Origin of the sequence: Streptomyces sp. NPDC006012 (assembly GCF_042871185.1) — a bacterium.
Taxonomy (GTDB): domain Bacteria; phylum Actinomycetota; class Actinomycetes; order Streptomycetales; family Streptomycetaceae; genus Streptomyces.
The window spans coordinates 83,400-105,135 of sequence record NZ_JBIAIE010000024.1 but is presented as its reverse complement, the minus strand read 5'-3'; the positions used below and the strand labels follow the sequence as shown (position 1 = coordinate 105,135).

The following is a 21,736-nucleotide window of genomic DNA, read 5'->3' as shown; positions in this document are numbered from 1 at the left end:
GGCCGCGCCAGTGGCGGATTGTGCAGGAACGCTTCCTCTTGGACCGTTCCGCCCGGGGCGGCGCCTCACCGCTTGCGGCGCCTGCCCCTTCCGCCGCGCGCTGCCGCGCCCGCCGGGACTGCCGCTTCCACGGGCGCCGGTGCTTCCTGCCCCGGCCGGTCGGCCGACACGACCAGTGCCGCCAGTGCCGTGGTGACCGGCACCGAAGCGACCAGACCGATGGAGCCCACCAGCGTGCGGACGATCTCCTCCGCCACCAACTCGCTGTTGGCGACCGTGCCGACGCTGCTCTGCGCGATGGAGAAAAGCAGCAGCAGCGGCAGGGCGGCGCCGGCGTAGGCGAGGACGAGCGTGTTGACGACGGACGCGATGTGGTCACGGCCGATGCGGATGCCCGCCCGGTACAGCCCGCGCCAGCCCATCGAGGGATTGGCCTCGTGCAGTTCCCAGACAGCCGACGTCTGCGTCACGGTCACATCGTCCAGCACGCCCAGAGAACCGATGATGACACCGGCCAGGAGCAGACCGCTCATGTCGATCGACGGGTACAGGCCGTGGATCAGGCCGGTGTTGTCGTCCGTGTTGCCCGTCAGCGCCGCCCAGCCGATGAACCCGGAGCCGAGGACGCCGATCAACAGGAGCGAGACCAGCGTGCCGAGCACCGCCACCGAGGTCCGGGCCGACAGGCCGTGGCAGATGTACAGGGCGATCAACATGATCGCACTCGAACCGATCACGGCCACGACCAGCGGATTCGAGCCCTGTAGGACAGCGGGCAGGATGAAGAGGGTCAGCACCAGGAAGCTGATGGCCAGGGCGACGAGCGCCATCACGCCCCGCAGCCGGCCCACCACCACGACGGCGAGCGCGAAGATGCCGGCGAGCAGCGCCAGCGGGAACTTCCGGTTCACATCGGTGACCGAGTACTGAAGGTCCTTCGGAGCCGACGGCTCGTAGGCGACGATCACCTTCTCGCCCTGGTGCAGTTGCCGTGACTGGTCCGGCTGCACGATCTCCGTGAACGTACGGCCCTTGTCCTTGCCGGTGTCGACCCGGATGGTGGCCTTCTTGCAGGTACCGGTGGTTTGCTGCTGTGCCGAGCTGCCCTCGGCGGTGGAGGTGTCGCCGGTCGGGATGTCCCCCGAGGCGTTCACCGACTTGCAGTTCACCGCGACGACCTGGGTGACCGTGGCCTGGTGCGTCTGCCGGTCGAAGCCGACCCCGGTGCGTTCGTGCGGCGGGGCTCCGCCGGGCCAGAGCACCACGAGCCCGACGACGACCGCCGCCGTGAAGGGGATGAGGACGGCCGCGATGACCTTGCGCAGATGCTTGGAGACGGGCGCGGCGGGCCCGTGACTGTGGCTGTGACCGTGCGCATGGCCATGCCCGGGGCTCTCACCGGGGCTCTGGCCGGACCCCTGGCCGGCTCCCGGCCCGTGTTCGTGACCCGGACCGTGGCCGTGGCCCGCACCGGACCCGTGGCCGTGTCCGCTGCCCTGCTCGGAACCGCGTCCGCGCTGCGGCTCGGGCGGGGGGTACGGGGGCTGCTGCATCGTGGTCACCGACCGATCATCGCAAGAACGACAGGGGCCCTCTGTTCACCGCGCCCGAATTGACGCTAGCGTGGAGGCACCTTTGCACACGCGGGAGCTCGGAGCACCGGGCTGAGAGGGCGCTGACCTCCGTATTCGCGATGTTTCACGTGGAACGACCGACGTTTCGCACGAAGCACCGATGAACGGAAGCCGCTGCGTCGACCGCTGAACCTGTTACCGGGTAATGCCGGCGTAGGGAGTAGGTCTCATGACCAACAAGGACGAACGCACGCCTGTCTCCACGCAGCACGCGACGATCGGAGCCGCCAACGGATCCGATGGCGCCGAGGGCACGACGACGGGGAAGTCCATCGGGTGGCACAAGGCGTATGTCGAGGGCTCACGCTCCGACCTGCACGTGCCGGTCCGTCAGGTGCATCTCACCAATGGGGAGTCGGTCACGCTGTACGACACCTCGGGGCCGTACACCGATCCGCTCGTCGAGACCGACGTCCGCAGAGGCCTGCCGCTGCTGCGGGAGAGTTGGATCGTCGCGCGCGGGGACACGGAGGAGTACGCGGGCCGTCCCGTCCGTCCTGAGGACGACGGAATCAAGCACACCTCGCCGCGCGGCGGGCTGCGCAACCTGGACGCCGTCTTCCCCGGCCGCCCCCGGCAGCCGCGCCGGAGCCGTGCCGGCGTCGCAGCGGTCACGCAACTCGCTTATGCGCGACGCGGCGAGATCACTCCGGAAATGGAGTTCGCGGCGATCAGGGAGAACGTTTCTCCCGAAGTGGTCCGCGAGGAGATCGCTGCGGGACGGGCCGTCCTGCCGGCCAACGTCAACCACCCGGAGATCGAGCCGATGATCATCGGCAAACGGTTCCTGGTCAAGGTCAACGCCAACATCGGCAACTCGGCGGTGACCTCCTCCATCGAGGAGGAGGTCGAGAAGATGACCTGGGCGACCCGCTGGGGCGCCGACACGGTCATGGACCTGTCCACCGGCCGCAACATCCACACCACCCGCGAGTGGGTGCTGCGCAACTCCCCCGTCCCCATCGGCACGGTGCCGCTCTACCAGGCGTTGGAGAAGGTCGACGGCAAGGCCGAGGACCTGACCTGGGAGATCTACAAGGACACGGTCATCGAGCAGGCCGAGCAGGGCGTGGACTACATGACGGTCCACGCGGGCGTCCGGCTGCCGTACGTGCCGCTGACCGCGAACCGCAAGACCGGCATCGTCTCGCGCGGCGGCTCGATCATGGCCGCCTGGTGCCTTGCGCACCACAAAGAGTCCTTCCTCTACGAGAACTTCGAGGAACTGTGCGAGATCCTCGCCGCCTACGACGTCACGTACTCGCTCGGCGACGGCCTGCGCCCCGGTTCGATCGCGGACGCCAACGACGAGGCGCAGTTCGCGGAACTGCGCACGCTCGGGGAACTCAACCGGATCGCCCAGCGTTTCCATGTACAGACGATGATCGAGGGCCCGGGACATGTCCCGATGCACAAGATCAAGGAGAACATCGACCTGCAGCAGGAGATCTGCGATGAAGCTCCGTTCTATACGCTCGGCCCGCTGACCACGGACGTCGCTCCGGCCTACGATCACATCACCTCCGGCATCGGAGCCGCGATGATCGCCTGGTGGGGCACGGCGATGCTCTGCTACGTCACGCCCAAGGAACACCTGGGCCTGCCCAACCGAGACGACGTCAAGACCGGCGTCATCACCTACAAGATCGCAGCTCACGCGGCCGACCTCGCCAAGGGACACCCGGGTGCCCAGGAGTGGGACGACGCGCTGTCCGACGCCCGGTTCGAGTTCCGGTGGGAGGACCAGTTCAACCTCGCCCTGGACCCGGACACGGCACGGGAGTTCCACGACGAGACACTCCCGGCCGAGCCCGCCAAGACGGCCCACTTCTGCTCCATGTGTGGCCCGAAATTCTGCTCTATGAAGATCAGTCGCGCGATCACGGAACGCTTCGGGGGCGATTCGGCCGACGGGGCCTCGCCGGAGGAGATCGCCGAAGGGATGCTCCAGAAATCGAAGGAGTTCGCGGCGAGCGGCAACCGGGTGTATCTGCCGATCGCCGACTGACGCACCTGGGTACGGAGTTCACCACAGCGCACGGGGGAAACCGGACCGCGGGACGGGGGAGCGCCGCGAGCCGGTGCCCGTGCGAGCCATGCGCCGTAGGACGCCGTCCCGGCCGCTGGAATGTGGCCGGAAAACTACGTCCTGGGCCTCGGAGTCCCGGTGATCGAGCGGTGCCACCGGGGTGCCCGGCTTGCGCCCCCGCGGGGGCGCAAGCCGGACTCACTCCGGCTGGTGGTCCGGGCCGCCGAAGTCCGGGCTTGAGTAGTCCGGGCTGCTGAAACTCGGGCGCGAGCCCGGTGCGGAGGTGTCCTCGGGGCTGCTGAAGCCCGGCCGGCCGTAGCCGAGGCGTGGCATGCGGCCGGTCGGTGTCGGCGGGTACGTACGGTGGGTCGCCACCGCGCCGGGCTCTGCCAGCGATTCCAGCAGGAAGGGGAGGACGCCCCGTTCCAGCAGGGCTTCCTGCCAGGCTTCCCGGGCCCGGCGGACCTCCGTGTTCGCCGCGGTGCAGGTCGCGGTCTCTCCCGAGGGGCGGTTGCGCAAGGCGGTGAGCAACAGCCCGACGGCGGCCACGAGGATCGCGGCCGCGGCCACCGTGCCGAACACCCAACCCGCAGTGAGCATGGTCCGGGCGAACGCCGGCTCGGGCGTGAGCATCTTCAGGATGTAGCCGACGAGCAGGAATATCGCCGCGGCGGTTCCGGCGAGAACGGGTGCCAGGACCGCGACGACGGCGATGGCGCCCGCGCCGGTGGTCTCGGCAGCCTCGCCGAGAGTGGTGGCGAGCCCTATCGCTCCCGCGCCCGGATCCGCGGGAGCGGACGCACGGGCGGACGACGACGGGGTGGACTGGACCGGTTGGCGCAGTTCCTCGCGGGCCTTCACGTAGTGCTGGTACTCGGTCGCCGCGGACGCCGTGATGAGTGCGGTGGCGTTCAGTGCCATCGTGCGCAGCTGTTCGAGGTTCAGCCGCTGTCCGACAGCGGCCAGGTCAGGACGGTGTGGTGCGGAGCGCAGCGCCTCATCGAGGATCCGCTCGAAATCCTGGCGGTCCTCGCTCAGCAGGTGCTGCGGAACGCTGTTCATGTGCATCCCCCGATGCTCCGTAGGGCTTGGGGCTCGCACGCCGGCGAGCCGTCGGGCAGAAACGGAGGGGAGCCTGCTACGGATAAGCCGATGGTAGAGCCGTGACGGTACGCGGTGACAGGGGTTGCCGGAAATTGGTGCCCGGCCTGCGCGGACGTCGTGGCGTCGCGTCTGCCCCGCGGATGCTCAGCTATCCAGGGGAAGTTGCCGGACCAGCAGCTTTCCGGCCATGGTCACTCCGCCGTCCATCGCGATGGCGAGCCCGTCGGCGTAGACGTGCGGACCGTCGACCACGGGCCCGGCAGCTTCCTCGCCGTCCTCGGAGCCGACTTCCCCGAGCAGGTAGGGAATCGGGCTGTGGCCGTGCACGATCCGGGTGCCGCCGTAGGTGTCGAGCAGGGAGCGCACGGCGTCGGCGCCGCCCTCGTCGCGGAAGGAGAAACGCTTGGTGAACTTGCGGAACAGATCCCAGCATTCGTCCGCGTCATTGCGGGTGAGCGTCTCACGGACGGTGTCGTTGACGGCCTCGATCGAGTCGCCGTAGTCGAGGTAGGCGGTGGTGTCGGAGTGCACGAGCAGATAGCCGTCGACCTCCTCGACGGCGTCGAGGCGGGCCATCCACTGCAGATGGTGGTCCTGGAGCCGGTCCATGTCGGTCTTCTGGCCCCCGTTGAGCAGCCAGGCGGCCTGGAAGGTGGCGGTGCCCGCGCCGGAGTTGACCGGTGTGTCGCCGAACCGCTTGGCGCCCAGCAGGAGCAGTTCGTGGTTGCCCATGAGGGCCTTGCAGTAGCCGCCGGCCGCTGCGGCCTCGGCGGACAGCCGCATCACGAGGTCGATGACGCCGATGCCGTCGGGGCCGCGATCGGTGAAGTCGCCGAGGAACCACAGACGTGTGTTGCCCGCGCACCAGTTGCCGTCGGCGTCGATCAGGCCTTGCTGGCGCAGGGCGGCGAGCAGTTCGTCGAAATAGCCGTGCACATCGCCGACGACGTACAGCGGGCCGGGGGCGGCCGGGTGCGGCGCGGCCGGGGCGGCCACCGGTTCCACCGGCATCTGGAGCGTGTCGCCGGGGCCGATGACGGGCAGGTCGCGTTCGGTGGGCGTGTATCCCTCCGGGTAGCCCTCCTCGGCGGGCGGAGCCGTGCCGCCGGGGTCGGTGCTGTGGGCGTACGGACCGGTCTCGTTGACGTACGCGGGCACCCGGAAGTCGCGCAACGTCTCGGCCCGCTCCGCTTCGGGTCCCCGACCGGCCCCCTGAGTCATCCGACCCCTCCACCATCACGCCGCATCTGCACCGCGTCGGACTGCCTGGTCGCAGCGGTCACGGTGTCGTGGGCCCATCATAGGAATGCGGATCGCGCCATGTGATGACCCAGGGGTGGTGAATCGGCGCAGGACTCCCCTTCATCGTGGCTTTCGCCCCGATTTGGTCACTGCTGTCACCGCCCGGGCCGGGGCGGGTTTCGCCGCCCGCCCGGCCCGGCGGCGCTCCGCGGACAACGTTGGCCCGGCACGGAACGGCGTCACGGGTAGTGCCCCCGTTCGAGCGAAGCCGGGACTCGGGGAGCGACCGGCCGTGATGTCGCCGCCGGAGAACGCTGACGCACGACGGCCTTCCGGCGCAGCGCTCAGCTCTCTTCCGGGACCCGTGGCGGACTGACCGTCGTGCGCGGCGGGCGCCGCTGGGACGAGGTGCGCACGATCAGTTCGGTCGGTATCACCTGCTCGACCGGTTGCTCCGACTCGACCCCTTCGATGGCGTCGATGAGCAGCTGAACCACTGCCGTGCCGATGCGGCGTGGCTTCAGGGAGAGCGTGGTGACGGGCGGCTCGGTGTTGGCGTACACCACGGATTCGCTGCAGCACACCAGGAGCAGGTCCTCGGGGACCCGCAGACCGTAGCGGCGGGCGGCGGCGAGGAGATCCGTGCCGTTGGGGTCGAACAGCCCGTAGACGGCGTCGGGGCGGTCCGGGCGGGCCAGCAGCCGGTCCGCGGCGACCGCGCCCGCGCAGGGGTCGTGTGCAGGGTAGGCCTCGTACACCGGGTCCTGGCCGACGCGTTCGCACCAGTGCAGGTAGGCGGTGGTCGACAGGTGGGTGTAGGTGTCCGTCGTCGTCCCGGTGAGCAGGCCGATGCGACGGGCGCCCGCGTCGGCGAGGTGGTCGAGGATGCCGAGGACGGCGGCCTCATGGTCGTTGTCGACCCAGGCGGTGACCGGGATCGGACCCGCCGGGCGGCCGTCGGAGACGACCGGTAAGCCCTGCCGGACCAGCTCGCTGACCACCGGGTCCTGGTCGGAGGGGTCGATGACGACGGTGCCGTCCAGGGCGACGTTGGACCACACGTCGTGGCGCGAGGTCGCGGGCAGGATCACCAGCGCGTAGCCGCGGGCCAGCGCGGCGGAGGTGGCCGCCCGGGCCATCTCGGCGAAGTAGGCGAACTCGGTGAAGGTGAAAGGTTCATCCCCGTAGGTCGTCACGGTCAGACCGATCAGACCGGACTTGCCCGTGCGGAGCGTGCGCGCCGCGGCCGACGGGCGGTAGCCCAACCGGTCCGCGACCTCGCGGACATGGCGGCGGGTGGCGTCCGGGAGCCTGCCCTTGCCGTTCAAGGCATCGGAGACGGTCGTGATGGAGACTCCGGCGGCGGCGGCCACGTCCCTGATGCCCGCCCGACCCGGCCGGCTGCCTCGACGTGAGGTTTCCGCGCGGCTCACCTGGTGCTTCCCTGCTGCTGTCATGGCGAGCCGATAGTAGGGCTCATGCGGTGGGGTAGTGCGGACGCATATGCACGCGTTGACAGGCACGTTTCTGCAAGGTCATCTAGGGGTAAGTTCCTTGGAATGCAAGCCAATTGACCGGTCCTATGGCAAGACGTGACTTGTCGGCGCGCATGGGCCTGCCAAGTGTCCGATGTTTCGAAGAGGTCTCAACTCACCTGCATGAGGGACGCGCGCCAGGGCGCAAGCCACCGGCGCGTAGATATATGTGCGGCGCGCCCCCGTTTCATGCGCCTTCCTGTCGTGTTGCCCGTGATGCCGGTGGGGTTCGTGGGGTTTGCTCCCTCCGCCAAATCTCGCCCGGTCGCACCTGTACGCAGGAAGGCCGAATCCTCATAAGGTAAGCAGTATTGGATGCCGGCGCTGACGAGCAGCCGGTGGTCGCGAGGAGGACTGTGGTGAGCGAGACGAGCCCCAAGTTGCGCGCCGAGCTGGACGGTATCCCCACCTACAAGCCGGGCAGGCCCGCCGTGCAGGGCGGTTCGGCCGCCTACAAGCTCTCCTCGAACGAGAACCCGTATCCCCCGCTGCCGGGCGTGATGGAGTCCGTGACCGCGGCGGCCTCGTCCTTCAACCGCTACCCGGACATGGCGTGCACCGGGCTGATGGACGAGCTGTCGGAGCGCTTCGCCGTCCCGCTCAGCCACCTGGCCACCGGTACGGGTGCCGTAGGCGTGGCCCAGCAACTGCTGCAGGTCACCAGCGGACCCGGCGACGAGGTCATCTACGCCTGGCGGTCCTTCGAGGCCTACCCGATCGTCACGCAGGTCAGCGGTGCCCGGTCGGTACAGGTGCCGCTCACCCCGGGCGAGGTGCACGACCTGGACGCGATGGCCGACGCGATCACCGACCGGACGCGCCTGATCTTCGTGTGCAACCCGAACAACCCTACGGGCACGGTTGTACGGCGGGACGAGCTGGAGCGGTTCCTCGACCGGGTGCCGGGCGACGTCCTGGTGGTGGTGGACGAGGCATACCGGGAGTTCGTCCGTGACCCCGAGGTGCCGGACGGGATCGAGCTGTACCGCGACCGGCCGAACGTCTGCATCCTGCGGACCTTCTCGAAGGCGTACGGCCTCGCGGGGCTGCGGGTCGGCTTCGCCGTTGCCCATGAGCCGGTGGCCGAGGCGCTGCGCAAGACGGCGGTGCCGTTCGGGGTGAGCCAGCTCGCTCAGGAGGCGGCCATCGCCTCGTTGCGTGCCGAGGACGAGTTGCTCGGCCGGGTCGGCTCGCTGGTGTGTGAGCGGACGCGGGTGGTCGATGCCCTGCGCGCCCAGGGCTGGACCGTCGCCGAGACTCAGTCCAACTTCGTCTGGCTACGGCTGGGGGAGCGCACGAGTGCCTTCGCGGCAACCTGCGAGGAGCACGGAGTGGTGGTCCGGCCGTTCCCCGGTGAGGGCGTGCGGGTGACGATCGGGGAGAACGAGGGGAACGACATCTTCCTGAAGGTGGCGGGGGAGTTCCACAAGGGGCTGTAGAGCTCCGAGTCCTCGGGCGCGACGCCCGCTGAGGTGCCCGTTTCACGTGAAACGGGCACCTCCGTATCGAAGGTGATTCATCAGCCCCGGGTGCGAACCCGGGGCTGATGTCGTTCATGGGTCCTCGGTCCGTGGTTGTCCGGATCCGGCCGGTCCGAGTAAAAAGACCCCCCGCGTCTCGGGTGTCGAACGGCCATGCGTCATAATTGCTTGTGAATGTGAACGCGTTCACAAGTGAGTCCCGATTGCCCAACGGTGTGCGTGACAAAAGGGGCAAAACCGCCGCTTTTTCACGGCGATGTAAGGAAAGGAGCTGACGACGTGGGTTTGGCTTTGGCGCCGGAGACACTGGCGCGTTGGCAGTTCGGCATCACTACCGTCTACCACTTTCTCTTCGTTCCCCTGACGATCTCCCTGGCCGCCCTCACGGCCGGGCTGCAGACCGCCTGGGTACGCACCGAGAACGAGAAGTACCTCAGAGCGACGAAGTTCTGGGGGAAGCTCTTTCTGATCAACATCGCGATGGGCGTCGTCACCGGCATCGTGCAGGAGTTCCAGTTCGGCATGAACTGGTCGGACTACTCGCGGTTCGTCGGTGATGTCTTCGGTGCCCCACTCGCCTTCGAAGCACTCATCGCGTTCTTCTTCGAGTCCACCTTCATCGGTCTGTGGATCTTCGGTTGGGACAGACTGCCTCAGAAGATCCACCTGGCCTGCATATGGATGGTCTCCATAGGAACGATCCTGTCGGCGTACTTCATCCTCGCCGCCAACTCGTGGATGCAGCACCCCGTCGGCTACAAGATCGACAAGGCGAAGGGACGGGCCGAGCTCACCGACTTCTGGGCGATGCTCACCCAGAACACGGCACTCACCCAGGCATTCCACACGCTGGCGGCGTCCTTCCTGACCGGCGGTGCCTTCATGGTCGGCATCGCCGCCTTCCACCTGGCCCGCAAGAAGCACATCCGTGTGATGAAGACCTCACTGCGCCTCGGTCTCGTCACCGTCGTCGTGGCCGGCCTGCTCACCGCGGTGAGCGGTGACACCCTCGGCAAGGTCATGTTCAAGCAGCAGCCGATGAAGATGGCCGCCGCCGAGGCCCTCTGGGACGGCCAGAACTCCGCGCCGTTCTCCTTGTTCGCCTACGGCGACGTCAGCAAGGGGCACAACAGCGTAGAACTGTCGGTCCCGGGGGTGCTGTCCTTCCTTGCCGACGACGACTTCGGCTCGTACGTCCCCGGCATCAACGACACCAACAAGGCCGAGCAGGCCAAGTACGGTCCGGGCGACTACCGGCCCATCATCCCCGTCACCTTCTGGGCCTTCCGCTGGATGATCGGCTTCGGCATGGCGTCCTTCGCCATCGGGCTGGCCGGACTCTGGCTGACCCGCAAGAAGTTCATGCTGCCGCAGCATCTGCGGGTGGCCGAGGACGAGGTGCCGCACCTGGTGCTGTTCAAGAACAAGGCGCTCGGCCCGAAGCTCACCCCCTGGTACTGGCGCATCGCGATCTGCACCCTGGGCTTCCCGCTGATCGCCAACTCGTGGGGCTGGATCTTCACCGAAATGGGCCGTCAGCCGTGGGTCGTCTACGGCGTCCTGCAGACACGGCACGCGGTCTCCCCCGAGGTTTCGCAGGGCGAGGTCCTCACCTCCATGATCGCCTTCGGCGCGCTCTACGCCATCCTCGCCGTCATCGAGGTCAAGCTGCTGGTGAAGTACGTCAAGGCCGGGCCGCCCGAACTGACCGAGGCCGACCTCAACCCGCCCACGAAGATCGGCGGCGACTCCCGTGACGCCGACAAGCCGATGGCCTTCTCGTACTAGGCCGGGGGAGCTGCACAGCCATGGAACTTCACGATGTCTGGTTCGTTCTGATCGCCGTCCTGTGGATCGGCTACTTCTTCCTGGAGGGCTTCGACTTCGGAGTCGGCGTCCTCACCAAACTGCTGGCCCGTGACCGTGCCGAGCGGCGAGTGCTGATCAACACGATCGGCCCCGTCTGGGACGGCAACGAGGTGTGGCTGATCACCGCGGGCGGTGCGACCTTCGCCGCCTTCCCGGAGTGGTACGCCACGCTGTTCTCCGGCTTCTACCTGCCGCTGCTGGTGATCCTGCTGTGCTTGATCGTCCGGGGTGTCGCCTTCGAGTACCGGGTGAAGCGTCCGGAGGAGCGCTGGCAGCGCAACTGGGAGAGAGCGATCTTCTGGGCCTCGCTGGTTCCGGCGTTCCTGTGGGGTGTCGCCTTCGCCAACATCGTGCGCGGTGTGAAGATCAACCAGCACTTCGACTACGTCGGCAGCCTCGGTGACCTCCTCAATCCGTATGCGCTGCTCGGCGGCCTGGTCACGCTGACGCTGTTCACCTTCCACGGTGCGGTGTTCGTCGCGCTCAAGACCGTCGGAGACATCCGGGTCCGGGCCCGGAAGCTCGGGCTGCGGGTCGGTCTTGCGACGGCCGTGCTGGCTCTTGTCTTCCTGCTGTGGACGCAGATCGACAGCGGCAACGGCAGGAGCCTGGCAGCCGTGGTCGTGGCGGTGGCCGCGCTGGTGGCCGCACTCGTGGCGAACCAAGTGGGCCGCGAGGGCTGGGCGTTCGCGCTCTCCGGCATCACTGTCGTCGCGACCGTGTCGATGTTCTTCCTGTCGCTCTTTCCGAACGTCATGCCGTCCTCGCTCGACGCGGACTGGAACCTCACGGTCACCAACGCTGCGTCGAGCCCGTACACCCTGAAGATCATGACCTGGTGCGCGGTGATCGCCATGCCGATCGTGCTGCTCTACCAGGGCTGGACGTACTGGGTGTTCCGCAAGCGGATCGGGACGCAGCACATCGCTCCCGAAGCCGGTCACTGAGTCTGCCGGGAGGGGCCTCCACGGTGTTTCACGTGAAACACCCCTCCCCAGGCCGAAGGGCATGTTTCACGTGAAACCGATCGATCCGCGTCTCCTTCAATACGCCCGGGCCACCCGCGTCTTCCTGGTCGCGGTCGTCGGCCTCGGTGCGCTCGGAGCCGGCCTGCTCATCGCTCAGGCCATGCTCATCGCCGAGGTGGTCGTCGGTGCTTTCCACCACCACCTCTCGGCCGGTGAACTGCGCACTCCCCTGCTGCTGTTGGCCGCTGTCGCGGTCGGTCGTGCGGTCGTCTCCTGGCTCACCGAACTCGCCGCGCACCGCGCGAGTGCCTCGGTGAAGTCGGAGCTGCGTGGACGGCTCCTGGAGCGGGCGGTGGTGCTCGGCCCGGGCTGGCTGAGCGGGCAGCGGACCGGATCGCTGGTCAACCTCGCCACCCGCGGAGTCGATGCCCTCGACGACTACTTCTCGCGCTATCTGCCGCAACTGGGGCTCGCCATCGTGGTGCCGGTCGCCGTGCTCGCACGGATCGTCACCGAGGACTGGGTGTCGGCGGCGATCATCGTCGGCACCCTGCCGCTCATCCCGGTCTTCATGGTGCTGATCGGCTGGGCCACCCAGTCCCGGACGGACCGTCAGTGGCGGCTGCTGTCACGGCTGTCCGGCCACTTCCTGGACGTGGTGGCGGGTCTGCCGACACTGAAGGTCTTCGGGCGGGCCAAGGCGCAGGCCGAGTCCATCCGTCGCATCACCGGCGAGTACCGGCAGGCGACGATGCGTACGCTGCGGATCGCGTTCATCTCCTCCTTCGCGCTGGAGTTGCTGGCGACCCTGTCCGTCGCGCTGGTCGCCGTGACGATCGGCATGCGGCTCGTCCAAGGCGACATGGACCTGTACGTCGGACTGGTCATCCTCGTCCTGGCTCCGGAGGCATATCTGCCGCTGCGTCAGGTGGGAGCGCAGTTCCATGCGGCGGCGGAGGGGCTGGCCGCGGCCGAAGAGATCTTCGCCGTGCTGGAAACGCCTCTCCCGGAGGCCGGGAAGGGCGCGGTGCCCTCGGGCACGCTGGCCTTCGACGGGGTCACCGTCCGCTATCCCGGGCGGGCCGCGGACGCCGTGACGGAGGTGTCCTTCACCGTCGAACCCGGCGAGACCGTCGCCCTTGTCGGGCCGAGCGGTGCGGGCAAGTCGACGCTGCTGAACGTGGTACTGGGCTTCGTACGGCCCGCCGCGGGCCGGGTGCGCATCGGGGGAGCCGACCTCGCGGACGTCGATCCGGAGCAGTGGCGGTCACGGATCGCCTGGGTGCCCCAGCGGCCGCACCTCTCTGCGGGGACGATCGCGGAGAACGTGCGGCTGGCCCGTCCGGACGCGGACGACGAGGCCGTGCGCCGTGCGCTGTCCGACGCGGGCGCGCTGGAATTCGTGGACGCCTTGCCCGACGGCGCGGGGACCGCGCTCGGCGAGGACGGAGCCGGGCTGTCCGCCGGTCAGCGGCAGCGGCTGGCACTGGCCAGGGCCTTCCTGGCGGACCGTCCCATGCTGCTGCTGGACGAGCCGACGGCCGCGCTGGACGGGGCGACCGAGGCCGAGGTCGTGGCGACGGTGCGGCGGCTGGCCGTGGGACGCACGGTCCTGCTCGTCGTGCACCGGCCGGCGCTGCTGGGGGTGGCGGACCGGGTGGTGCGGCTGGAGGAGGGCGCGTCTGTCCGCCCGTCGGCGGAGGCCGCAGCCACTCGCCGGCTTTCGTCCGAGGCCGCAGCCATCCGTCGGCTTTCGTCCGAGGGCGCAGCCACGCCGGCCTTCCCGGCGGAGGCAGCGTCCCCGCCCTCGTCCGTGGCGGTGGGACACGGTCCGGTCGTGGGCGCCCCGGACACCGTCCGGACGCCCGCCCCGGCTCCCGCAGCCGACGACGGCGACCGGTCCCGCGTTCCCGCGTCCGGTGCCCTCGCCCGGGTCCGGGCCATGGCAGGCCCCCGGCGCGGCCGCCTGGCGCTCGCGCTGCTGCTGGGGAGCCTTGCTCTCGGCAGTTCCGTCGGGCTGATGGCCACCTCGGGCTGGCTGATCTCACGCGCCTCCCAACAGCCGCCGGTGCTGTATCTGATGGTGGCCGTGACGGCGACGCGAACCTTCGGTATCGGGCGGGCCGTGTTCCGGTACACGGAGCGGCTGGTCGCTCACGACGCCGTACTGCGGATGCTGGCCGACACACGGGTCGCGGTGTACCGACGGCTGGAACGGCTGTCCCCCGCCGGGCTCCGTACCGTCCGGCGGGGCGACCTGCTGTCCCGGCTGGTCTCCGACGTGGACGCACTCCAGGATTACTGGCTGCGCTGGCTGCTGCCCGCCGGGGTCGCGCTCACCGTCTCCGCCGGATCCGTGGCGTTCACGGCGTGGCTGCTACCCGGGGCCGGGGCGGCGCTCGCGGTGGGCCTGCTCGCGGCCGGCGTCGGCGTCCCGCTGCTGACCGCCACGGTGGCCCGTCACGCCGAGCAGCGGCTGGCGCCCGCCCGAGGGCTGCTCGCCGTCCGCGTGACCGACCTGCTCACCGGCACTGCCGAACTGACCGTCGCCGGCGCGCTGCCCGCTCGTACCCACCAAGCGCGGCGGGCCGACGGCACCCTCACCCGGATCGCCTCGCGCGCTGCCGCCACCACCGCACTCGGGGACGGCCTCACCGCCCTGATCTCCGGCCTGACCGTGGCGGCAACCGCGCTGCTTGGCGCCCAGGCGGTCGCCGCGGGACGGCTCGACGGCGTGGCCATGGCCGTGGTCGTCCTCACTCCGCTGGCTGCTTTCGAAGCCGTGCTCGGACTGCCGCTCGCCGTGCGCCACCGCCAGCGGGCGCGGCGCAGCGCGGAGCGCGTCCACGAAATCCTGGACGCGGCGGAGCCCGTACGGGAGCCGAAGCGGCCCCGGCAGGCGCCCGTGTCCCCGTTCCCACTCGTCGTGAAGGGGCTCGCCGTCCGGCACCCGGGGCAGCAGCGGGACGCGCTCACCGGGTTCGACCTGACGCTGGAGCGGGGGCGCAGGGTGGCCGTGGTGGGCCCGTCCGGGGCCGGTAAGACGACCCTCGGCCAGGTCCTGCTGAGGTTTCTCGATCCGGACGCGGGCTCCTACACGCTGGCAGGCGTGGACGCCTGTGCTGTCGAGGGCGACGACGTACGGCGCCTGGTCGGGCTGTGCGCCCAGGACGCGCACCTCTTCGACAGCACCGTGCGGGAGAATCTGCTGCTCGCCCGGAAGGACGCCGGCGACGCCGAACTGCGGGACGCGCTCGCCCGGGCCCGGCTGCTCGAATGGGTGGACGCTCTGCCCGACGGGCTGGACACCCTCGTCGGTGAACACGGGGCGCAGCTGTCGGGCGGCCAGCGGCAGCGGCTGGCGCTCGCCCGCGCGCTGCTGGCCGACTTCCCGGTCCTCGTGCTCGACGAGCCCGCCGAGCATCTGGACCTGCCCACGGCCGACGCGCTCACGGCCGACTTGCTGGCCGCCACCGAGGGCCGTACCACGCTGCTCATCACGCACCGGCTGGCCGGACTCGATGCCGTGGACGAGGTGATCGTGCTGGACGGGGGCGGCGTGGCGCAGCGCGGTACGTACGCGGAACTGGCCGCGGCGGACGGGCCGCTGCGGGCGATGGCGGAGCGGGAGGCGGCGGCGGAACTGCTGGTCTCGGCACCGTAGCCGGGTTCGCCGCCGGGCTTCGATTTTCCCTGGCAAACAGGACTATCTACGCTCTGCTCCATGTCCGTACCGCCCTCCGACGCCGGCGTGCATCCCCCGCAGCCCTCGTCCGAGTCGTTACCGGCCGTGCCGCCACTGCCGAAGGCCGTCCGGTGCGCGGACGAGGGCGGCCTCGAACTGCACTCCACGCTCGACCGGATCTGCCGGACGGCCGCCGAACTGGCCGATGCCCGGTACGCGGCGATCGGGATCGTCGCCGAGGACGGCAAGGGGCTCGCCGACTTCGTCCATCACGGCGTCGACGAGACCGTCGCCCGGTGCATCGGCCGGTTTCCGGACGGGCACCGCGGGCTGTTCGGCGCGCTCGTCCACGACCCGGCCCCGGTACGCCTCCGGGATCTGACCGCGGACCCGCGTGCCTGCGGCTTCCCGGCGCACCATCCGCCGATGACTGGCTTCGTCGGTGCCCCGATCCGGGCGCAAGGGGAGATCTTCGGCAGCCTCTGCGTGACCGAGAAACGCGGCGGCAGGCCCTTTGACGACGACGATCTGACCATCGTCCGGGTGCTGGCCGGGGAAGCCGGCATCGCCATCGGCAACGCCCGGCTGTACGAGGCCGCCAAGCAGCGGGAGCGCTGGATCGACGGGTCGGTGGCCGTCACCACCGCCCTGCTGTCCGGCGGGGACGCGCACGACGCCCTCCAGGTCGTCGCGGAGCAGGCACGCAGGCTGTCCGGCTCGGCGGCCGGGACGGTGCTGCTGCCCGCCGCCGACGGCGGCCTGGAGACCGTCGCCGTCGCCTCGGACCGGCCCTCCGACCTGCTGGGCGCGGTGCTTCCGGCACGGAGCACGATCGTCGCCGAACTGCTGGCCGGCCAGCCGGTGTTCATGCACGACGCGACCGCCGACGGCCGCCTGCGCACCGAGTACGCGCGTGGCTACGGGCCGGTCATGATGGTGCCCCTGCAGAGCGACGGCCGCGTTCTGGGCGCTCTGGTCACACCGCGGGCGCGGGGAGAGCGTCCGTTCACCCGGGCTGAACGGACCCTGGCGGTGCAGTTCGCCGCGCGGGCCGCGCTGGCGCTGATGATGGCCGGGGCCCAGCGCGACCGGGAGCGGCTCGCGGTATTCGAGGAGCGCGACCGGATCGCCCGTGACCTGCATGACCTGGTCATCCAGCGGTTGTTCGCGACGGGGATGCTGCTTGCGAGCGCGCAGCGCAGGTCGGTCGTGCCCGAGGTGCGGGAGGGCGTGCGGAAGGCGGTCGACGAACTCGACGTCACGATCCAGGAGATCCGTGCCGCGATCTTCGCGCTCCAGCAGGACTCCGCGGAGGTGCCGTCCGGGCTGCGTACCCGGATCCTGCGGGAGATCGACATGGCGGCTGTGCCTCTGGGCTTCAGACCGACGTACCGCTTCGTCGGCGCCGTCGACACCCTGGTCGGCGACGACACCGGCCGGAACCTGATCGCCGTCCTGCGGGAGGCGCTGTCCAATGCCTTCCGGCACGCGGGGGCGTCCAGGATCGAGGTCGTCATCGACGCGACCGTGGCCCTGCCGAGCGGCCGGTCCGGAGTGCGGCTGACCGTCGCGGACGACGGAGTCGGAGTCGCCGCCCAGGCCGGGCGGCGCAGCGGGCTGCACAACCTTGAGCGGCGTGCCGAGTCCCTGGGCGGCGACAGCAGGCTCGGGCCGGGCATCGGGCCGGACGGCGCGGGCACCGCGGTGGTGTGGCAGGCACCGTTCTGAGTGGCCGGTTCGCGTGGAACCGAGGCGTCGGTCGGCCCGGCGCTGCGCCATTGGCGGCAACCGGTCCCCCGGTGTGAGCGTCGCGGGTGACCGCGGCCGTCCCGGCACGCCACCATCGCGGCATGCGCTCGTACCGCTGTCGTCCGCCGGCAGTCTGGGCCCTGCTGTGGGCGCTCGTCGTCCTCGCGGTCCCGCCCGCCCATGCGGCCGGGGACGGACCCGGCTCCGGGCCCCGCCTCGGTGATGTGCCGGCGGTCGGCCTCCAGGTGGCGCATCTGTACCGGGACGCGGCCGAGGCGACGCGGCAGTACGAGACCGGGCGGCGCGAGACGGAGAAACAGCACGCCGGGGCCCTGCGCGCCGACCGGCTGCTCGGCCGTGAGCGACGTCGGATCTCCGTACTGCACGCGAACCTCGGCCGTCTCGCCCGTGCCCAGTACCGGTCGGGCGGGGGCCTGCCGCTGACCGCGCAGATCCTGCTCGCCACCGGCCCCGACCAGCTGATGCGCGGTCAGCACGCCTGGTCGCGGACGAGCCTCGCGGTGAGCAGCGCCGTGGACAGCAGCCGCCGGGCCGAGGCGCGGCTGGCCGCGGAGGAGGCGCGGGCCAGGACGGCCTGGCGGGCGGTACGGCGTCGGACCACGGAACTCGCCGGTTTGCGGCGGGACATCGAACGGAAGCTGGCGACGGCCCGCGGCCAGTTGCAGGACCGGGCGGACGCCTCGGTTGCCGCGGGCCGGTGTCACGCCGCCGCACGACTGGAACAGCCCCGCACACGGGTCGGCGAAGGCACACCGGTCGGCGAAGCATGGGTCGCGCCGGTGCGGACGTACCAGTTGTCCGCGGGCTTCGGCCGCGGCGGGGAACGGTGGGCGCACCGGCACACCGGGCAGGACTTCGCGGTGCCCATCGGCACACCGGTGCGGGCGGCAGGCGCGGGCCATGTGGATCAGGTGTCGTGCGGGGGCGCCTTCGGCATCCAGATCGTGATCCGGCATCCCGGCGGCTACTGCACGCAGTACGCGCATCTGGCCGCCGTGGCCGTCGGGGAGGGGGACCGGGTGAGCACCGGGCAGTGGATCGGCCAGTCGGGCACGACCGGCAATTCGACCGGCCCGCATCTGCACTTCGAGGTACGGGTCACCGCGGAGGCGGGATCGGCGGTGGATCCGGTGTCGTGGCTGGCCCGGCACGGTGTGCGGCTGCGCGGTGCGCGGCCGTGGTGACTACGCCCGCTCCGCCAGCATCCGTTCGATGACGGCCGCCACGCCGTCATCGTTGTTGCCGTCCGTCCGCCCCGAAGCGGCCGCGATCACGTCCGGGTGGGCGTTGCCCATGGCGTACGACCGGCCCGCCCAGGTCAGCATCTCGACGTCGTTGGGCATGTCCCCGAAGGCGACGACCTCCTCGGGCGAGATGCCGCGCTCGGCACAGCACAGGGCGAGCGTGCTGGCCTTGGAGACGCCCGGGCCGCTCAGTTCCAGCAGGGTGCTGGGGCTGGAGCGGGTGACGGTGGCGCGCTCGCCCACGGCGAGCCGGGCGAGCGTGAGGAAGGCGTCGGGGTCGAGGTCGGGGTGGTAGGCGAGGATCTTGAGCACCGGTTCGCCGGCTCCGGGTCCGTCGGCCGCGAGGAGCCGTTCGGCGGGCTGGAGGATCTCGGGCACCTCGATGTGCTGATACGGGTAGGCCGGCTCCTGGTGGAAGCCGTAGGTCTGCTCGACCGCGTACACCGTGCCCGGTGCCGCGTCGCGCAGCAGCCGTACGGCGTCCAGGGCGTTCTCCCGGGCCAGCGCGCGCACCTTGACGAACCGGTGGGTGCCGGGGCCGCCGTGCAGGTCGACCACGGCCGCGCCGTTGCCGCAGATCGCCAGGCCATGGCCGTGCACGTGGTCGCTGACGACGTCCATCCAGCGGGCCGGGCGGCCGGTCACGAAGAAGACCTCGATTCCCGCCTCCTCGGCGGCGGCGAGCGCGGCGACCGTGCGCGGGGAGACCGACTTGTCGTCGCGGAGCAGGGTGCCGTCCAGATCGGTGGCGATCAGGCGGGGCGGAACGGCGGCAGTCGGGGTCGTGGGCTGTCGGGTCGCTGAGGTCACCGGGCCATTCTCGCGCATATGCCCGCACGACCGTGCGACAGTTCGCACGGATGAGTGATATATGGCCCGAATCCGGGGGCGGTCTCCCTCCTCGGGGCCGTTCCGGCCGCGCCGGCGTCTGCCCTCCCGCCGTGGCCTCCGGGAGCGGCGTCGACCCGGGCCACGTGGGGGCGGACAGGGGCCGGGCTGCCTGCCGGGCGCTCTTTCGGGGCTCGTCGAGCGTCGCCGTAGGCTCTGAGCCATGAGCCTGCGCCTGAGCACAGTGATCCTCCCGTACCGCCGTTGGAACGAGGGAGGCCGTTCCGCATGGCAGCGCGCGGAGGAACTCGGGTTCCACACGGCGTACACCTACGACCACCTCTCCTGGCGTTCGTTCCGGGACGGCCCGTGGTTCGGGGCGGTACCGACGCTGACGGCCGCCGCGGGTGTCACGGAACGGATCCGTCTGGGAACCCTCGTCACGTCGCCCAATTTCAGGCACCCGGTGACCCTCGCCAAGGAACTGATCTCGTTGGATGACATCTCCGTCGGGCGGATCACGCTGGGTATCGGCGCGGGCGGCAACGGCTTCGACGCGACCGTCCTCGGGCAGGAGCCCTGGACGCCTAAGGAGCGTGCCGACCGTTTCGCGGAGTTCGTCCCGCTACTGGACCGGTTGCTGACCGATGACGGGACGGATGGTGTCTCGCACACCGGCGACTTCTACGCGGCGCACGAGGCGCGCAACATTCCCGGCTGCGTACAGCGTCCCCGGCTGCCCTTCGCGGTGGCCGCCACCGGCCCCCGGGGAATGCGGCTCGCCGCGCGTCACGGGCAGGCGTGGGTGACCACGGGTGACCCGAAGCTGTATGAGACCGGCACTCCCGAGCAGTCCCGGCAGGCCCTGCGCGATCAGGTCGAGAAGCTGGGCAGGGCGTGCGCGGACATCGGCCGCGACGTCGTCGCCCTGGACAAGATCCTGCTCACGGGTTTCACGCCGGACCGCGGGCGTCCCCTGGAGTCCCTCGACGCCTTCGTCGACTTCGCCGGCCGGCACAGGGAACTCGGCTTCACCGAGATCGTGATCCACTGGCCGATCCCGGACTCGGACTTCGCCGCGGACGAGGGCGTCTTCGAGCGCATCGCCAGGGAGGCGCCGGCACAACTGGGCTGATGAACTGGCCGTCCGCGAAGGTGACCGCAGCGGTGACCGTGCGATGACGGCCTCAACGGTGACCCCGCGACGACGGCCGCAGCGGTACCGCATGACTGTGGCCTCCGTGGTACTCCGCGACGGTGGTCTCAGCGGCACTTCGCGGCGGTGGCCTCGGCGGTGGGGGAACGGTCACCGGCCTTCGTGGGGCGGCGCGGTCACCGCGGGTCGGTGGGCTGCTGAAACCGCAGGTAGCGGGGCGGTACGGCCTTGGTGAGCCACACCCCGTTCGCGCTGACGTGGAACACGTGACCGTCGTGGTGCATGGCGCCCGCGTCCACCGGCAGCACCATGGGGCGGCCGCGGCGGGCGCCGACCCGGGTCGCGGTCGCCCGGTCGGCGGAGAGGTGCACGTCATGCCGGTTCATCGGCTGGAGACCGGTGGCGCGGATCGCGTCCAGGTTCCGGGCGACGGTGCCGTGGTAGAGGTACGGCGGCGGAGTCGCCGGGGGCAGGCCGAGGTCGACCTCGACGGTGTGCCCCTGGCCGGCGCGGATCCGGGTCCCCTCGATGGCGAAGCGCTGTTTGTCGTTGGTGGCCACGACGTGGTCGAGTTCCCTGCAGGTGCACCGGAACCCGTGCGCAGCCGCCGCGGCGATCAGCGTGTCGATCTCGACCCAGCCGCCCTCGTCCAGCGCGAGGCCGATCCGGTCGGGTTGATGGCGCAGGTGCTTCGAGAGGTACTTCGACACGCGCACGGTCCGCCTCTCGTCGGTCTCGCCGCCGCCCTCTCTCTCGTTTCTCTCTCTTCGGATGTTCACTCCATCAGGATGCCGAGGAGACGCGGATCACGCATGTTGTTTTCACTCGGAGGTTTGATCCACAGCCAAGTGCGGTTATCCACAGGGGAATTGAGTGATCTGTGGACAACTCCTGCGTGATTCAGGATGGTTCGTCAAGTTCGTTAATAGTCCTGTGACTTGCCGCCGTTTGGACCAAGTGCCCTTCCGTTGCCTTCCGTTCGGTGACGAGTCGCCGCAAAGGATGTCGTCCGCCATGGTCCAACAAGCCACTCCACGGCCGGGATCGTATCTGCCGATATCCCCACAAGGCGCCTCACCGGTTGGTTCCCGGCGCGTTTCGCGCCCGTCCTCCGACGTGCGTGAACTCCGGTGCAAAAGCAGACGCATGCACCTCCTGACCTATCAATTACGGTAGTTCATAGCGAAAGTT

14 protein-coding genes and 1 riboswitch are annotated in these 21,736 nt (G+C 70.1%); of the genes, 8 read left to right on the top strand and 6 right to left on the bottom strand.

Annotated features, from left to right (window positions below; genetic code table 11):
* Positions 1–65: 65 nt before the first annotated feature.
* On the bottom strand, positions 66–1,562 hold the full coding sequence (locus ACFYPJ_RS30875; RefSeq protein WP_389024270.1) for a YibE/F family protein: 1,497 nt from the start codon (positions 1,560–1,562) through the stop codon (positions 66–68).
* Between the two features lie 71 nt (positions 1,563–1,633).
* Positions 1,634–1,811, top strand: a riboswitch (TPP riboswitch).
* Between ACFYPJ_RS30875 and thiC the strand changes: the two genes are divergently transcribed.
* Positions 1,804–3,642, top strand: a complete 1,839-nt coding sequence (thiC, locus tag ACFYPJ_RS30870) for a phosphomethylpyrimidine synthase ThiC (RefSeq protein ID WP_389024267.1) — start codon at positions 1,804–1,806, stop codon at positions 3,640–3,642. It overlaps the preceding riboswitch by 8 nt.
* A 219-nt stretch (positions 3,643–3,861) precedes the next feature.
* On the opposite strand, the gene ACFYPJ_RS30865 is transcribed toward thiC, so the two are convergent.
* From ACFYPJ_RS30865 to ACFYPJ_RS30855, 3 genes are all read right to left on the bottom strand, one after another.
* A complete protein-coding gene (locus tag ACFYPJ_RS30865; RefSeq protein ID WP_389024264.1) occupies positions 3,862–4,731 on the bottom strand; it encodes a hypothetical protein in 870 nt (289 codons plus the stop codon).
* A 180-nt stretch (positions 4,732–4,911) separates the two neighbouring features.
* The gene (locus tag ACFYPJ_RS30860) at positions 4,912–5,988 is read right to left on the bottom strand and encodes a metallophosphoesterase family protein (RefSeq protein WP_389024261.1); all 1,077 of its coding nucleotides are present in this window, start codon (positions 5,986–5,988) and stop codon (positions 4,912–4,914) included.
* Positions 5,989–6,353: 365 nt separating this feature from the next.
* A complete protein-coding gene (locus ACFYPJ_RS30855; protein ID WP_389024259.1) occupies positions 6,354–7,466 on the bottom strand; it encodes a LacI family DNA-binding transcriptional regulator in 1,113 nt (370 codons plus the stop codon).
* A 437-nt stretch (positions 7,467–7,903) separates the two neighbouring features.
* Here ACFYPJ_RS30855 and hisC point away from each other — a divergent pair, with 437 nt between their 5' ends.
* The 6 genes from hisC to ACFYPJ_RS30825 all read left to right on the top strand — a co-directional run bounded on the left by hisC (position 7,904) and on the right by ACFYPJ_RS30825 (position 18,501).
* Entirely contained in the window at positions 7,904–8,983 is a 1,080-nt protein-coding gene (gene hisC, locus ACFYPJ_RS30850; RefSeq protein ID WP_389024256.1) for a histidinol-phosphate transaminase, read from the top strand.
* 321 nt (positions 8,984–9,304) lie between these two features.
* The gene (locus ACFYPJ_RS30845) at positions 9,305–10,813 is read left to right on the top strand and encodes a cytochrome ubiquinol oxidase subunit I (protein WP_389024254.1); all 1,509 of its coding nucleotides are present in this window, start codon (positions 9,305–9,307) and stop codon (positions 10,811–10,813) included.
* A gap of 20 nt (positions 10,814–10,833) precedes the next feature.
* Positions 10,834–11,841, top strand: a complete 1,008-nt coding sequence (gene cydB, locus ACFYPJ_RS30840) for a cytochrome d ubiquinol oxidase subunit II (protein ID WP_389024252.1) — start codon at positions 10,834–10,836, stop codon at positions 11,839–11,841.
* Positions 11,842–11,902: 61 nt separating this feature from the next.
* Complete coding sequence (gene cydD / locus ACFYPJ_RS30835) at positions 11,903–15,526, top strand: thiol reductant ABC exporter subunit CydD (protein WP_389024249.1); 3,624 nt, start codon at positions 11,903–11,905, stop codon at positions 15,524–15,526.
* Between the two features lie 60 nt (positions 15,527–15,586).
* The gene (locus tag ACFYPJ_RS30830) at positions 15,587–17,275 is read left to right on the top strand and encodes a GAF domain-containing sensor histidine kinase (RefSeq protein WP_389024246.1); all 1,689 of its coding nucleotides are present in this window, start codon (positions 15,587–15,589) and stop codon (positions 17,273–17,275) included.
* A gap of 122 nt (positions 17,276–17,397) precedes the next feature.
* On the top strand, positions 17,398–18,501 hold the full coding sequence (locus ACFYPJ_RS30825) for a M23 family metallopeptidase (protein ID WP_389024243.1): 1,104 nt from the start codon (positions 17,398–17,400) through the stop codon (positions 18,499–18,501).
* Here the strand turns inward: ACFYPJ_RS30825 and ACFYPJ_RS30820 are convergent, their stop codons facing one another.
* On the bottom strand, positions 18,502–19,389 hold the full coding sequence (locus ACFYPJ_RS30820) for a Cof-type HAD-IIB family hydrolase (RefSeq protein WP_389024241.1): 888 nt from the start codon (positions 19,387–19,389) through the stop codon (positions 18,502–18,504). It lies immediately after the preceding gene.
* A gap of 223 nt (positions 19,390–19,612) precedes the next feature.
* Here ACFYPJ_RS30820 and ACFYPJ_RS30815 point away from each other — a divergent pair, with 223 nt between their 5' ends.
* Positions 19,613–20,524: an LLM class flavin-dependent oxidoreductase gene (locus tag ACFYPJ_RS30815; protein WP_389024238.1), complete on the top strand. Its 912-nt coding sequence runs from the start codon at positions 19,613–19,615 to the stop codon at positions 20,522–20,524.
* A gap of 197 nt (positions 20,525–20,721) precedes the next feature.
* Here the strand turns inward: ACFYPJ_RS30815 and ACFYPJ_RS30810 are convergent, their stop codons facing one another.
* Positions 20,722–21,324: an RNA 2'-phosphotransferase gene (locus tag ACFYPJ_RS30810; RefSeq protein ID WP_389024236.1), complete on the bottom strand. Its 603-nt coding sequence runs from the start codon at positions 21,322–21,324 to the stop codon at positions 20,722–20,724.
* Positions 21,325–21,736: the final 412 nt, after the last annotated feature.